The organism is Saccharothrix sp. CCNWYY140 (assembly GCF_037401995.1).
In the GTDB taxonomy this organism is placed as follows: domain Bacteria; phylum Actinomycetota; class Actinomycetes; order Mycobacteriales; family Pseudonocardiaceae; genus Actinosynnema.
Genome location: NZ_JBBEGC010000033.1, coordinates 1 through 12,874, shown reverse-complemented (window position 1 = coordinate 12,874; position 12,874 = coordinate 1). Strand labels below are relative to the sequence as shown.

7 protein-coding genes are annotated in these 12,874 nt (G+C 70.4%); 3 read left to right on the top strand and 4 right to left on the bottom strand.

What is annotated here, in order from left to right; genetic code table 11:
• Positions 1 to 5: 5 nt before the first annotated feature.
• Positions 6 to 3,431, bottom strand: a complete 3,426-nt coding sequence (locus WBN91_RS17195; protein WP_337724824.1) for a helicase-related protein — start codon at positions 3,429 to 3,431, stop codon at positions 6 to 8.
• A 75-nt stretch (positions 3,432 to 3,506) separates the two neighbouring features.
• Between WBN91_RS17195 and WBN91_RS17190 the strand changes: the two genes are divergently transcribed.
• Positions 3,507 to 6,149 (top strand): DEAD/DEAH box helicase, encoded by a 2,643-nt coding sequence (locus WBN91_RS17190; protein ID WP_337724823.1) that lies wholly within the window; start codon positions 3,507 to 3,509, stop codon positions 6,147 to 6,149.
• 45 nt (positions 6,150 to 6,194) lie between these two features.
• Here the strand turns inward: WBN91_RS17190 and WBN91_RS17185 are convergent, their stop codons facing one another.
• The 3 genes from WBN91_RS17185 to WBN91_RS17175 all read right to left on the bottom strand — a co-directional run bounded on the left by WBN91_RS17185 (position 6,195) and on the right by WBN91_RS17175 (position 10,365).
• Positions 6,195 to 8,183 carry an alpha-L-fucosidase gene (locus WBN91_RS17185; RefSeq protein ID WP_337724822.1) on the bottom strand — a complete coding sequence of 663 codons (1,989 nt, stop codon included), beginning with the start codon at positions 8,181 to 8,183 and terminating at the stop codon, positions 6,195 to 6,197.
• Between the two features lie 25 nt (positions 8,184 to 8,208).
• Entirely contained in the window at positions 8,209 to 9,843 is a 1,635-nt protein-coding gene (locus WBN91_RS17180; RefSeq protein ID WP_337724821.1) for a glycoside hydrolase family 27 protein, read from the bottom strand.
• 117 nt (positions 9,844 to 9,960) lie between these two features.
• On the bottom strand, positions 9,961 to 10,365 hold the full coding sequence (locus tag WBN91_RS17175) for a VOC family protein (protein ID WP_337724820.1): 405 nt from the start codon (positions 10,363 to 10,365) through the stop codon (positions 9,961 to 9,963).
• A 92-nt stretch (positions 10,366 to 10,457) separates the two neighbouring features.
• On the opposite strand from WBN91_RS17175, the gene WBN91_RS17170 reads away from it, so the two are divergent.
• Positions 10,458 to 10,919: a MarR family winged helix-turn-helix transcriptional regulator gene (locus WBN91_RS17170; protein ID WP_337724819.1), complete on the top strand. Its 462-nt coding sequence runs from the start codon at positions 10,458 to 10,460 to the stop codon at positions 10,917 to 10,919.
• A 97-nt stretch (positions 10,920 to 11,016) separates the two neighbouring features.
• Positions 11,017 to 12,768 (top strand): PKD domain-containing protein, encoded by a 1,752-nt coding sequence (locus WBN91_RS17165; protein ID WP_337724818.1) that lies wholly within the window; start codon positions 11,017 to 11,019, stop codon positions 12,766 to 12,768.
• Positions 12,769 to 12,874 lie beyond the last annotated feature (106 nt).

Below are 12,874 nucleotides of genomic sequence, written 5' to 3'. Positions count from 1 at the left end.
GGTGCTCAGAACGGCGCGGTGGCGGCGCCCCACGTGCGGCGCCAGTCGGCCCGCAGGCCGGTCGCCGCCAGCGAGCCGAAGTCGACGCCCTTGAACGGCGCCGACACGTACCGCACCTCGTCGTGCTCCGGACCCCGGCGGCTGACGGTCACCAGGGCCAGGCGGTAGTTCGGCGCGGCGTTCTGGGCGGTGACCACCTCGTTGTGGGTGACGTAGAAGTCGGCCGCGCCCTCCAGGCGGGCTTTGACCTCGATGCGGATCGACGGACCGTCGTCGGGCGGCGTGGAGAGGATGTCGTAGCCGGGGTTGTTGGCCGCCTGCTCCTGCGGGTTGCGGCCCAACGCCCGTTCGGTGGCGAGGACCTTCTCCACGCCGCGCCGCTCGACCTCCTCGGTCTCCTTGGCGCGGATGGGGGCGTCCCGCGGGATCTCGTTCTCCACCATCGCCAGCGGCACGACGAGCGCGGCCGTGGTGATCTTCGGCGGTGCCGTGGTCAGGTGGGCCTGCCGGTCGAGCAGCGCCAGGCGCGCGTGGCGGCGTGCCGAGAGGTCCTGGGCTTTGCGCAGGAGGCTGTCCGCGGTCTCCTTGGGCTTGTCGCCCGCGCGTTCCCGGCGCCGTGCCACCTCGGCTTCGGCGCGCAGGCGGTCGGACTCGGCGGTGAGCCGCTGGTCGACCCGCGCCCGCGTGCGCTCCACCTCCGCGAGCCGGCGCGGCGCGACCTCGGCGAGGTAGTCCTTCAACCGGTGACCGATGATCCACGACCTGGCCTGGGACTCGGCTTCACCCAGCCACGGCAGCTCGCGGGCCGCCTTCACCGCGACCGTGGCGGGCGCCGGCACGCAGTCCAGGTAGGGCGCGGGGCCGGCCGGGGTCACCCGCCCGGCGGAATCGACGTAGGCGTAGCCGAAGCGGCGGGCGATGGACTGGTCGGTCCCGTCGACCACCTCCTCCAGCACACCCACCAGCAACCGGGGTTCCTCGACCGCGTCGGACACCAGGACGGTGCCCCTGGTCAGCACATCGCGCAGTTGGGTGGTGGTGAGGCCGACGACCGCGTCGTACAGCGGGTGCCCCGGCGCGAGCAGGTCGGCCCGCGGCGCGCCCTCCACCGCGATGCGGTCCAGGTCGAACGTCACCCGGTCGTAGTGCGTGCTCACCGGTCCGTGCTTCACGACGGCGCGCACGGCGGGCGGGACGTGGGTCACCTCGTACCGGCCGGGTTCGCGCCGGACGATCCGGCCGCCCAGCCGCTGGAAGGCGTTGCGGAACGACCACTCGACGTAGTGCGGTTGGAGGCGGCGCGCGGTGGCCTCCTCCATGAGCCGACGCACCTGCACGAGGTCGGTGTCGGACATGACCTCCCGCGTCAACGCCCGGTCTTCGAGCAGTTCGCTGAGCCCGTGGGCGACCGAGGCGTCGATCACCTGTTCCATCCTGGCCCGCGTCTCCGGCCGGTCCCCGTAGCGGATGGCCTCGATCAGCAGGTCGCGCAGCGGCGTCTCGTCGAAGGCCGCGCCCAGCACGTCGAACACCTTGCCGCCGTAGGCCTTGCGCTGCTCCTCGACCTTCTGGAGCAGGCGGGTGAACACCTCGCCCTCGCGGGTGTTCGAGGCCACCAGGTTCCACAGGTGGCACACCTCGGTCTGGCCGATGCGGTGGATGCGGCCGAAGCGCTGCTCGATGCGGTTCGGGTTCCACGGGAGGTCGTAGTTGACCATCAGGTGGGCGGCCTGGAGGTTGAGGCCCTCCCCCGCCGCGTCGGTCGCGAGCAGGACGCGGCAGGCCGGGTTCTTGGTGAACTCCTCGGTGATGGCACGCCGTTCGGCGCGCGGCACGCCGCCGTGGATCGCCTGCACGGCCCGGTGCCCGCCGTACAGCGCGCGGATCTTGCGGCCCAGGTAGTCCAGCGTGTCGCGGTGCTCGGTGAAGATGATCAGCTTGCGCGGGCGCGCGGCGCCGGGGTGGATGAGGTCGTTGTCCTCCAGAATCCTGCGCAGCTCGACCCACTTGCGGTCGGTGTCCAGCTCCCGCACCCGCCCGGCGACGTCGACCAGGTGGCGGAGTTCGGCCAACTCGGCGTCCAGTTCCTCCACCGTGCGGGCCGTGGTGGCCGCGTCGAGCAGCTCTTCCTCGACCCGTTCGACCTCCTCCGCGCCGCGCTCATCGTCGTCCCAGTCGGTCGGGTCCACGGTGGTGTCGTCGATCGCGCGGCGACCGAGCAGGAGGTCGTCGCGCCTGGTCGTCAGCCGCTCCACCCGCCGGACCAGTGACTGGTGGATGGCCTGGGGACTGGACGCCAGGCGGCGCTGGAGGACGGTGAGGGCGAATCCGACCGTGTTGCGGCGCTTGTCCTCCAACCGCTCGGCGCGGTTCATGCCCTCGCGCACGTAGTCGGTGACGCGCTCGTAAAGGTCCTGTTCGGCCGCCGTGAGCTCGTAGGGCACCGTCTGGGCGACGCGTTCGGGGAACAGCGGCTTGCCCTCGAAGGTGAGCAGGTCTTCCTTCACCGTGCGCCGCATCAGGCCGCTGGTGTCGGCGTTGTGGACACCGGCCTTGAACCTGCCCTCGAAGCCGTCGCGCTCCAACAGCGTGAGGAAGAGCTGGAAGTCCTCCTCCTTGCCCGAGTGCGGCGTCGCCGTCATCAGCAGCAGGTGTCGGGTGCGGTCGCGCAGGGCCTCGCCGAGCTGGAAGCGCCGGGTCTTGTCGAGCTTGCCGCCGAAGTAGTGCGCGCCCATCCGGTGCGCCTCGTCCACGACCACCAGGTCGAACTCCGCTTCGTAGACCTGGGCGGTGAGCCGCTCGTTGCGCGCGAGCTGGTCCATGCGGGCGATGAGCAGCGGGTGGTGCTCGAAGACGTTGGCGCCGTACGCGGCGTCCGCCATCTCGGTGGTGAGGATCTCGAAGCGCAGCCCGAACTTGAAGTACAGCTCGTCCTGCCACTGCTCGACCAGTCCGCCGGGCGCGACGACCAGGCAGTGCCGCACGTCGTCGCGCAGCAGCAGTTCCTTGACGTAGAGGCCGGCCATGATCGTCTTGCCCGCGCCCGGGTCGTCGGCCAGCAGGAACCGCAGCGGCGCCCGCTCCAGCATCTCCCCGTACACCGCCCGGATCTGGTGCGGCAGGGGCCGGACGTCACTGGTGGCCACGGCCGTCATCGGGTCGTACAGGCCCGCCAGAGAGATCCGCTGAGCCTCGGCGACGAGCCGGAACTGCTCCGCGTCGGCGTCGAACGGCCTGCTGCCCGCGTCGGACGGCGCGAGGCTGGCCTCGTCCTCCCGGAACAGCAACCGCTGACCGACCTGGTTGTCGGCGGTCTTGTAGACCACCTCCACGGCGTCGGAACCGTGCCACAACGCGGCGACCACCGCGACCACCTCGCCGGGCACTACCCCCGTCACCCGGACACCGGACGCGAGTTCCTCCAGCCGCACTGGCCACCTCCGACTCGAACCTCTCCCCGACTCCACATCGGAGAGGGCGCGGAATGCGTTATCGTGCGACGGGGCATGGACAGAACAGAACGCGATTCACTCCGCAGGATTGCGGACGAATTCACCGAATGGGTGGATCTGGCCGCACGGACGCGGTCCTGGCGCGAAGCGGTGTCCACCGCCGCCGCGCAGGGCGAGCAGGCGTTGCGGGCACGGGCGGTCGACGTCGCCAGGGGCGGTCAACCCGCCTGGCGCGTGGTGCCGCTGGAGCGGGCCGACGTGGCCGTGGTGCGCGCCCTCGCAGACCGCGCGAACCTGCCCGAACCGACGACGTCCGACAGCGAGCTGCTGCGTCTGCTCTCCGGACCGGTGTCGAAGGCGCTGGGCGAGGTGACAGCGCTGTTCGGCGTCCGCCGCCTGTTCAGCGGAGCGGCGAAGAAACAGGCCGCGACCGCCGCTGCGGAGTTCCTGCGGGCGCGGCACGCGGAAGCGGTCGACGTGCCCGCGCGCCTGCACCGCCTGGGCGGGTTCACCGGGCGGGTGGACAGCGGCACCCTGGGGCTGGACGCGTTGTTCCGGCCGGAGTTGCGCTTCGGCCTGCTCCCCCGGGATGCCGCCGGGCCGGAGATCGTCGACCGCGCGCAGTTCCAGGGCCTGCCCGAAGCGCTCGACGCCATCGGCCGGGCCGTGGCGAACGAGACCGTGTTCCGCGACGCCGTCACGGCGGCGGCCACCGTGGTGCGCCGCGGGGAAGTGCGCCGCGTGCTGGAGAAGATGCCGGTCGACGCCCTGGGCCGCGCCACCCGCGAGCGCCTGCGGCTCGGCCCGCTCGCCGACGCGGGCATCACCACCGTGCACGAGGTGCTGCGCCGCGACATGGGACTCCAGGCGCTGCCCGGCGTCGGTGAGACCTCCGCCCGACGGATGGTCGGCGCGGCGCAGACGCTGCGCAAGACGACGTTCGACGAGATGCCCGTCCGCATCGACATCGCCCACCGCCACCCCGAGACGACGGACCTGCTGCGCCGCCTCGCCGAGTGGGACGCCGCCCGGCAGACCCGCGGCGCGGCGGCCGACCTCGAACGCGCGACCGAACTCGCGGCCCTCCGCAACGTCCTGCGCACGGGCGCGAGCCACTTCGCCGTGATTCCGACCAGGTCCACGCCGGTGGAAGGGCTGCGGGAAGGCGTGCGGATCGTGCGCCGCCGCGCCGAACTGCTCGCGTCGGCCACCGCGCCGCGCGGGAAGAGCCGCGTCGCCGACCCGTGGGACGACTTCCTGGCCCGGCCCGCCGACTACTTCGCGATGCTGTCCGAACTCGGGTTCATCACCGAGGACGAGAAGTCGGCGCAGGGCGACCTGCCCGAGGAGATCATCGCGGCGGTGCGGGACCAGGCGCTCAGCGGTGAGCACCTGGTGGCGTCGCTGCGCGGCTACCAGAGCTTCGCCGCGCGCTTCGCCCTGGTCCAGCGCAAGGTCGTCATCGGCGACGAGATGGGCCTGGGCAAGACGGTCGAGGCCATCGCCGTCCTCGCGCACCTGCGCAGCCAGGGCGAGAACACCTTCCTCGTCGTGTGCCCCGCGGCGGTCGTGACGAACTGGATGCGCGAGCTGAGCCGCAAGTCCAAGCTGCACCCCCACCGGCTGCACGGCCCGGAACGCGACCGCGCGGCGCGGACGTGGCTGCGCGACGGCGGTGTCGCCGTCACCACCTACGAGACGCTGGCCTGGGCCGAACCGCTGCTGGCGCAGGTCCGCGACCTGTCCTGCGTCGTGGTGGACGAAGCCCACTACATCAAGAACCCCCAGGCCCAGCGGACCCGGCGGACCGCCGCCCTGGTCGGCCGGGCGCGACGCGCGATCCTGCTCACCGGCACACCGCTGGAGAACAAGGTCGACGAGTTCCGCAACCTCGTGTCCTACCTGCGCCCGGACCTGCGCGTGAAGGCGTCCGACCTGGAACCCCGGGCGTTCCGGCGCGAGATCGCCCAGGCCTACCTCCGCCGCAACCAGGAGGACGTGCTCACCGAACTCCCCGAGCTCATCGAGGTCGAGGAGTGGCTGCCGATGGGCGCGCAGGACCGCATCCGCTACCGGAAGGCGGTGCTCAACGGGAACTTCATGGAGATGCGCCAGGCGGCCATGCTGGAGGGCGACCGCTCCGCGAAGCTCCAGCGGCTGCTGGAGATCGTCGAGGAGGCCGAGGACAACGGCCGGCGGGTCATCGTGTTCTCCTACTTCCGGGACGTGCTCAACCTCGTCGCCCGCGCCCTGCCGGGACCGGTGTTCGGCCCCCTGTCCGGCGGCGTCCCGGCCACCAAGCGGCAGGAGATGGTCGACGCGTTCTCGGCGGCCCGGCACGGCGCGGTGCTGGTCGCCCAGATCGAGGCGGGCGGGGTGGGCCTCAACATCCAGTCCGCCTCCGTCGTGGTGATCTGCGAACCCCAGCTCAAACCGACCACCGAGGCCCAGGCCATCGCCCGCGCGCACCGCATGGGCCAGGTGCAGTCCGTCCAGGTGCACCGCCTGCTCTCCGAGGACAGCGTGGACCAGCGGATCACCGAACTGCTGGCCGGCAAGCGACAGATCTTCGACGACTTCGCGCGGGTGAGCGACATGGCCCGCTCCAGCCCAGACGCGGTGGACCTGTCGGAGGCCGAACTGGTCCGCGAGGTCATCGCCGCCGAGCGCAAACGACTCGCGGCTGAACGCGCCTGAGCGCGCCGCGCGGCCCGAGGGCGGGTCGCGCGGCGCGTCAGGGGGTCATGCGCTGGTGATGGTCCAGTGGTTGTTCGGGCTGGAGTTGGGGGTCCACATCGCGCAGGTGGCTCCCACGGTCGCGTCTCCCATGCCGTCCAGTGCCGTGCCGGTGCCGCGGTTGACGATCTGGTAGCGGCCGTTGCCGACGCTGGTGAGGCGCCACTGCTGGTTGTTGCCGCCGTTCCACGGGGCCTGCTGGACCGGTGCGCCGTTGGCCGAGTTGCCCCAGCTGTCGGCGACCATGCCGTTGGTGCGGTTGACGATGCGGACGTAGCCGCCGCCCACGTCCACCAGCTGCCACTGGAGGTTCGTGCTGCTGTCCCAACTCCACTGCTTGACGCGCGAGCCGGAGGCGACGTTGCCGCCGCTGTCCAGGACCAAGCCGGTGGCGGCGTTGGTGATCCGAGCCCAGCCCGTCGGCAGCGGGGCCGCGCCCAGCTCGGGGATCTGGCCGGAGAAGGTCAGCTTGACCACGTAGGCCGGGGCGGCGAACGGAGGTGTGGAGGACGGCATGGTCAGGTGCAGGGCGGTGCCGTCCTGGGTGCGGTTGGGCAGGTCGGTGTAGGAACCCGCGGTTGCGTTCAGCAGGCGGGCCGACACCAGCGAGCTTAGGTTGATGCGATTGGCGTTGAGGGTCGTGATGTCCAAAGTGGATCCCGGCCACCCCAGCACGGTGGCGTAGAGGACCGTGTTGTCCTTGCTGCGGGTGAACCGGATGTCCCGGTTCGTGCCCGCCCTCGGCTCGGTGAACGAACCGCCGCCCATCTGCGTCGGTCCCTCGCCGAAGCTGGACCACGCACGGGTGGCGTAGATCGACTCGCCGAAGCGCTTGAGGTAGTCGCCGATCCCCAACAGGATCGACCGCTGCCCGGCCGGGATGGTCCCGTCCGCCATCGGCGCGATGTTCAACAGCACGTTGCCGTTCTTGCTGACCCGGTCGACCAGCGAGTGCACCATCGCGTTCAGCGAGTAGTACCCGATGCCGACCGTGTAGCACCAACTGGAACTGGAAATGCTGTCGTCGGTCAGCCAGTACGGGTGCTGGAGACCCGCGGGACCACCGCGTTCGTAGTCGAACACCTCGCCGCGGTTGTTGAAGCCGTCCTTGTAGGTGGCGACGACGTCCTTGTTCCACGCCACCGCACGGTTGTAGTAGTGGGCGAGGAACTCCAGCCGCCGCGACTCGTCCACCTCGTCGAGGTTGAAGTCCTGCCAGAGGATGTCGGGCTGGTAGCCGTCCACGACCTCCTTGAGCTTGTCCACCCACAACTGGTTCTGCGCCGCCGGGCCGAGCTGGCCGTACAACTTGCGCAGGCTCGCGTCCGACTGGGCCGGGACCCGCTCGAAGAACCCGGTGGAGTTGTACGCGTGGTGCATGGCCAGCAGGAGCTTCATGCCCTTGCGCCGGATGGCGTCGGCGTGCAACCGCACCAGGTCCAGTTTCGGGCCGGTGCGCACGGAGTTCCACTCGTTGACCGTGCTGTTCCACATCGAGTACCCGTCGTGGTGCTCCGCGACCGGCCCCGCGAACTTCGCCCCCGCGTCGAGGAACAACTGCGCCCACTCGTCGGGGTCGAAGTTGCCGCCCGCCGAACGCAGCTTGGGCGCGAACTGCACCCAGTTCCCGGCCTTGTCCCGGGCGCCGTTGATGAAGTTGTGGTACGGCCACGCCGAAGGGTCGCCGTAGGTGTCGATGTGGTGCCGGTTCTCGTTGGACCCGCTGAAATACATGTTGCGCGGGTACCACTCGTTCGCGAACGCGGGGACGCTGAACACGCCCCAGTGGAAGTAGATGCCGAACTTGGCGTCCTGGAACCACTCCGCCGCCGGCGGGTGCTGGTCCACCGACGCCCAGGTGGGCGTGTAGCTGCTCGGGCCGACGGTGCCGCGGGCCGAGCCGGCCCCCAGCAGGCCGGTCGCCGCGCCGATCCCGGTAGCGCCGGCCGCGGCGATCAACCGCCTGCGGGACAATCCGTTCGATTCTGAGGACATCACGGTGGTCCTTTCAGGCGTGGGGTCAGCGCAGGGTCCACTGCTGGTTGGACTGGCCGTTGCAGGACCACAGGATCAGCTTGGTGCCGTTCGTGGTGCCCTGGCCGTTCGCGTCGAGGCACAGGTTGGACTGGACGCCGGTGATGGTGCCGTTGGAGTTGACGTTCCACTGCTGGTTGGTCTGGCCGTTGCAGTCCCACACGACGACCTGCGTGCCGTTGGTGGTGCCCAGGTTGTAGGCGTCGAGGCACTTGCCGTTGACCGTCAGCTGCCGGGACGCGGTCTGGGTGAAGGACTGCTGGGGCTGGCCGTTGCAGTCCCACAGCTGCGCCTGTGTGCCGTTGGCGCCCCCGTTCGGCACGTCCACGCAGCGGCCCGACTGCGCGCCCACGATCGCGCGTCCGGTCGGTGTGCCGTCGGTTCCGCTCACGGTGAGCAGCACGGCCTCACCCGCCGGGACCGACGCGGTGTACCCGGAGGCGAAGCTGCCGCGGTCGGTCGCCGCCCACACGTCCCGCACGGAGGCCGATCCGGTCAGGCCCAGCGACGACCACCGGGCGGCGATGTTCGCCGTCGAGGAGGTGCGGTTGAGCAGCACGACCGCGCGCTTGCCCGTGCCCGACAAGACCTTGCTGTAGACCTGGAGACCCGCGGCGTCCTCGGCGACCTTGGTCCCCTGCCGCCCGGACGGGTCCTGGTCGATGGCGATCATCTCGCGGTTGGTCAGCGTGGCGCGGGTGGCGGCGGTCATCTCGGTGAGCTTGTTCCCGGCGATCAACGGCGCGCCGACGATCGCCCACAGGCTCACGTGGGTGCGGTTCTGGGCGTCGGAGAAACCGGGCATGCCGGCGATGAGCATGTCGGGGTCGTTGTAGTGGCCGGGGCTCTGCGCGCTCGCGTGCTGCGCGGAGTCGAAGTTGCGCAGGACCCGGGCCATGTCCGGGCGCTCGCCGTAGAAGATGATGTCGTGGCTGGTGCGCCACAGGTTCGAGATGCCCGGCGCCCAGTTCCACGGCTGGTTGTCGCCCCACTCGCACACCGAGAACACCATCGGCCGACCGGTCTGCGCGGTGGCACGGGCGATGGAGTCGCTGATCGCGGTGTAGGTGTCGCGGGCGTTCAGGCCCTCGGCGTTGCCGCCGCACCAGTCCACCTTGACGTAGTCGAAGCCCCACCGGGAGAACTGGAGGAAGTCCTGGTCGTAGTGGCCTTCGCTGCCGGTGCCGGGGTAGGCGGGGTGCCCGGTCGGGTAGTAGTAGCCGCAACCGTTGCGACCGGCGTCGGTGTAGATGCCCGCCTTGAGGCCCTTGCTGTGGATGTAGTCGACGATGGCGGTCATCCCGCCGGGCCACTGCGCGGGGTCGATCGTGATGTTGCCGCCGGCGTCCCGGGTGCCCTTCCACCACCCCTCGTCGATGTTGACGTACTCGTAGCCGGCGTCCTTCATGCCGGACGCCACGAGCGCGTCGGTCTGCTGCTTGATCAGGTTCGCGTCGATCGCGCCCGCGAAGCTGTTCCAGGAGTTCCAACCCATCGGTGGTTTCGTGATCGGGGCCGCGCCCGAGGCGGCCGACGCGGCGGGCGGGCCGACCAGCAGCCCGATCACCAGGCCGCACACCAGTGCGACCACCCGAGACTTCACCCAGCGGTTGCGGAACATGGGTATCCCTTCGGTCCAGCGTCATCGCCGGTAGGGATGTGAACGCTAACGAAGCCTGTTCGAGCCGAACAGGGGTGACGTCTCAGGTGGCCGCCTGTAAACGATTATCCGTTTGAGCTAAAGCGTGTTAGCGCGAACATCACCGTGCGCGGTGAGCACATAGCCCTCCGGTCCGACGAAGGAGAACATCGGCCCAAAGGGGCTCTCCGTGATCGGCGTCAGCACCTCGACCCCGGCCTCGGTGAGCCGGCCGTGGAGCGCGTGCGCGTCCTCGGCCCGGAACCACATCACCACGCCCAAGCCGGGCCGCGGGGTGTCGGCGAGGTCGACGCCCGGGAGGGGCGCGCGCAAGGCGAACGTGGTCGGCTTGGTGTCGAACACGACGGCGTGCGGCGGCGACACGGCGACTCGGCGCAGGCCCAGGTGCTGCTCGCAGAACGCCGCCGCCGCGTCGAGGTCGCGCACTTGCAGGGCGACGAAGGTGGGGCCGTCGATGGTGGCGGGCACAGGGCCGGCGGTCACGGGTTTCCTCGTTTCGTCGATGTCAAAGCTTTGACATATCGGAGACTAGGTCGAGGCGGACCGGATGTCAAAGTTCTGACATGATGGCGGACATGTCGCCCCAGCCGCCCCACCCCGCCGACGACATCACCCAGCACGTCGGATACCTGCTCAAGCGCGCGCAAGCCGCCCTGCGCGCCGCGATGGACAAGGTCCTTCGCGAGCACGGCCTGACCGTGCCGCAGTACTCCACCCTCGAACTCCTCGCCCTGCACCCGGGCATGTCCAACGCCGACCTCGCCCGCGCCACCTTCGTCACCCGGCAGTCGGGCAACGTCGTCCTGCGCGGCTTGCAGGACGCCGGACTGATCACCCGGCCCACCACCACCGACCACGGCCGAGCCCTGCCCGCGCACCTCACCGACGAGGGCCACGCGCGCCTGGCGGAGGTGCAGGCCGCCGTCTACGCCGTCGAAAAGCGCATGGTCGAGGCGATCCCGCCCCAGCGCATGACGGCGCTGCTCGCCGACCTCGACCGCATCGCGACCGCCCTGGAACGGGGAACCACTCAATAGACGGGTATACGCAATAGCCCGCGATACCCGTTGTTCAGCCGTGCGCAGTGCCGATGCTGGGTCGCATCCTGCTACGGCTGAAGGAGATTGGTTACGCATGTCCACCTCACACGGGCGAGGCAAGCGCATGGCCGGTCTGTGCGCCGGCATCGCCTCGACCATCGCACTGACGCTCAACGGTGTCGGTGTCGCACAGGCAGCTGAAGGCCGGGTCCTGGGTGCGGGCGCTCCGGGCGCCATCGAAGGCAGTTACATCGTTGCCCTGCACGACGTGCCGGGCGCCCAGGCCGCCGCGGTGTCCGCGCAGGCGACAGGCCTCGCCGAGCGGTACAACGGCAAGGTCGCCCAGATCTACTCCGCCGCGCTGCACGGCTTCTCGGTGCAGATGACCGAGCGCCAGGCCAAGCGGCTCGCCGCGGACCCGGCGGTGCGACACGTCGAGCAGAACTCGATGGCGCACGCGACCGAGACGTGGGGCCTGGACCGCGTCGACCAGCGGGACCTGCCGCTGGACAACGCCTTCGCCGCGCCGAACGACGGTTCCGGGGTCAAGGCGTACGTGCTGGACACCGGCATCGACTTCACCCACCCCGACTTCGAGGGCCGGGCGACCAGCGGCTACGACTTCATCGACAACGACAGCGACGCCCGGGACTGCCACGGCCACGGCACCCACGTGGCCGGCACGATCGGCAGCAAGACCTACGGCGTGGCGAAGAACGTCGAACTGGTCGCCGTCCGGGTGCTGGACTGCAACTCCAGCGGCCCGTGGGACAAGATCATCGCGGGCATCGACTGGGTCACCCGCAACGCCCCGACCGCCGCGGTGGGCAACATGAGCCTCGGTGGCAGCCGCACCACGTCGGTCGACACGGCCGTCACCAACTCGGTCAAGGCGGGCGTCGCGTGGGCCGTCGCGGCGGGCAACGCGGGCCAGAACGCCTGCAACTACAGCCCGGCTGCCGCGGAGGGCGTGCTGACCGTCGGGGCGACGGACAACGCGGACAAGCGCAGCGTGTGGAGCAGCAACTCGGGGTCCAACTACGGCAGTTGCGTCGAGCTGTTCGGGCCGGGCACCTCCATCACGTCCACCACCAAGGGCGGCGGCACCGGCCAGATGAGCGGCACGTCGATGGCAACCCCGCACGTGGCGGGCGGCCTGGTGCTGGCGACCAGCGCCGACCCGGCCATCTCGGTGGCCGACGCCAACGCCAAGGTGCTGGACACGGCGACCACCAACAAGGTCACCGACCCGAAGGACTCCCCCAACCGGCTGCTCTTCGTGGACGACCTCGGCACCCGCGACCCGGGCGCGCCGAAGGCCTCGTTCACCGCGGCCTGCTCGTCCACGACCCCGTCCTGCACCTTCGACGCGTCGGCGTCGTCCGACCCGGATGGGTCGATCACCTCCTACACCTGGGAGTTCGGCGACGGGACGACCGGCACCGGCATCAGGCCGGCCCACACCTACGGCACAGCCGGCGCCTACACGGCGAAGCTGACCGTGACCGACAACGCCGGCAAGACCGCCACCACGTCGAGGCGGGTGCAGGCCGGCCCGCAGCCCCCGACGGCGTCCTTCACCGTGTACTGCTACCAGGCCGGATGCGACTTCAACGGCACCGCGTCGACCGACCCGGACGGTGACATCGCCTCCTACACCTGGAACTTCGGCGACGGGACAACCGGCACCGGCGCCACCACCAAACACACCTACCCCGCCCGCACGGGCACCTACTCGGCGCAGCTCGTAGTGACCGACCGGACGGGCGGCAAGGGCACCATCACCAAGCCGATCCAGTGCAACGTGTACGGCTCCCTGACCTTCTGCTTCGGCCCGTACTACTAGGCACCCCACCCAGAGCACCGGAGGTGCTCTTCGGCGGAGCCGGCAAGCGGCAGTCCACCGAGGAGGACACAGCGCAACTTGGGCTTCTTGCTTGTGTCATCCCCGT

Bases quoted from the DNA above. Each gene is read 5' to 3' on its own strand.
- WBN91_RS17190 (WP_337724823.1), top strand. From the start codon at position 3,507: ATGGACAGAACAGAACGCGATTCACTCCGCAGGATTGCGGACGAATTC.
- WBN91_RS17185 (WP_337724822.1), bottom strand. From the start codon at position 8,183: ATGTCCTCAGAATCGAACGGATTGTCCCGCAGGCGGTTGATCGCCGCG.
- WBN91_RS17180 (WP_337724821.1), bottom strand. From the start codon at position 9,843: ATGTTCCGCAACCGCTGGGTGAAGTCTCGGGTGGTCGCACTGGTGTGC.
- WBN91_RS17170 (WP_337724819.1), top strand. From the start codon at position 10,458: ATGTCGCCCCAGCCGCCCCACCCCGCCGACGACATCACCCAGCACGTC.
- WBN91_RS17165 (WP_337724818.1), top strand. From the start codon at position 11,017: ATGTCCACCTCACACGGGCGAGGCAAGCGCATGGCCGGTCTGTGCGCC.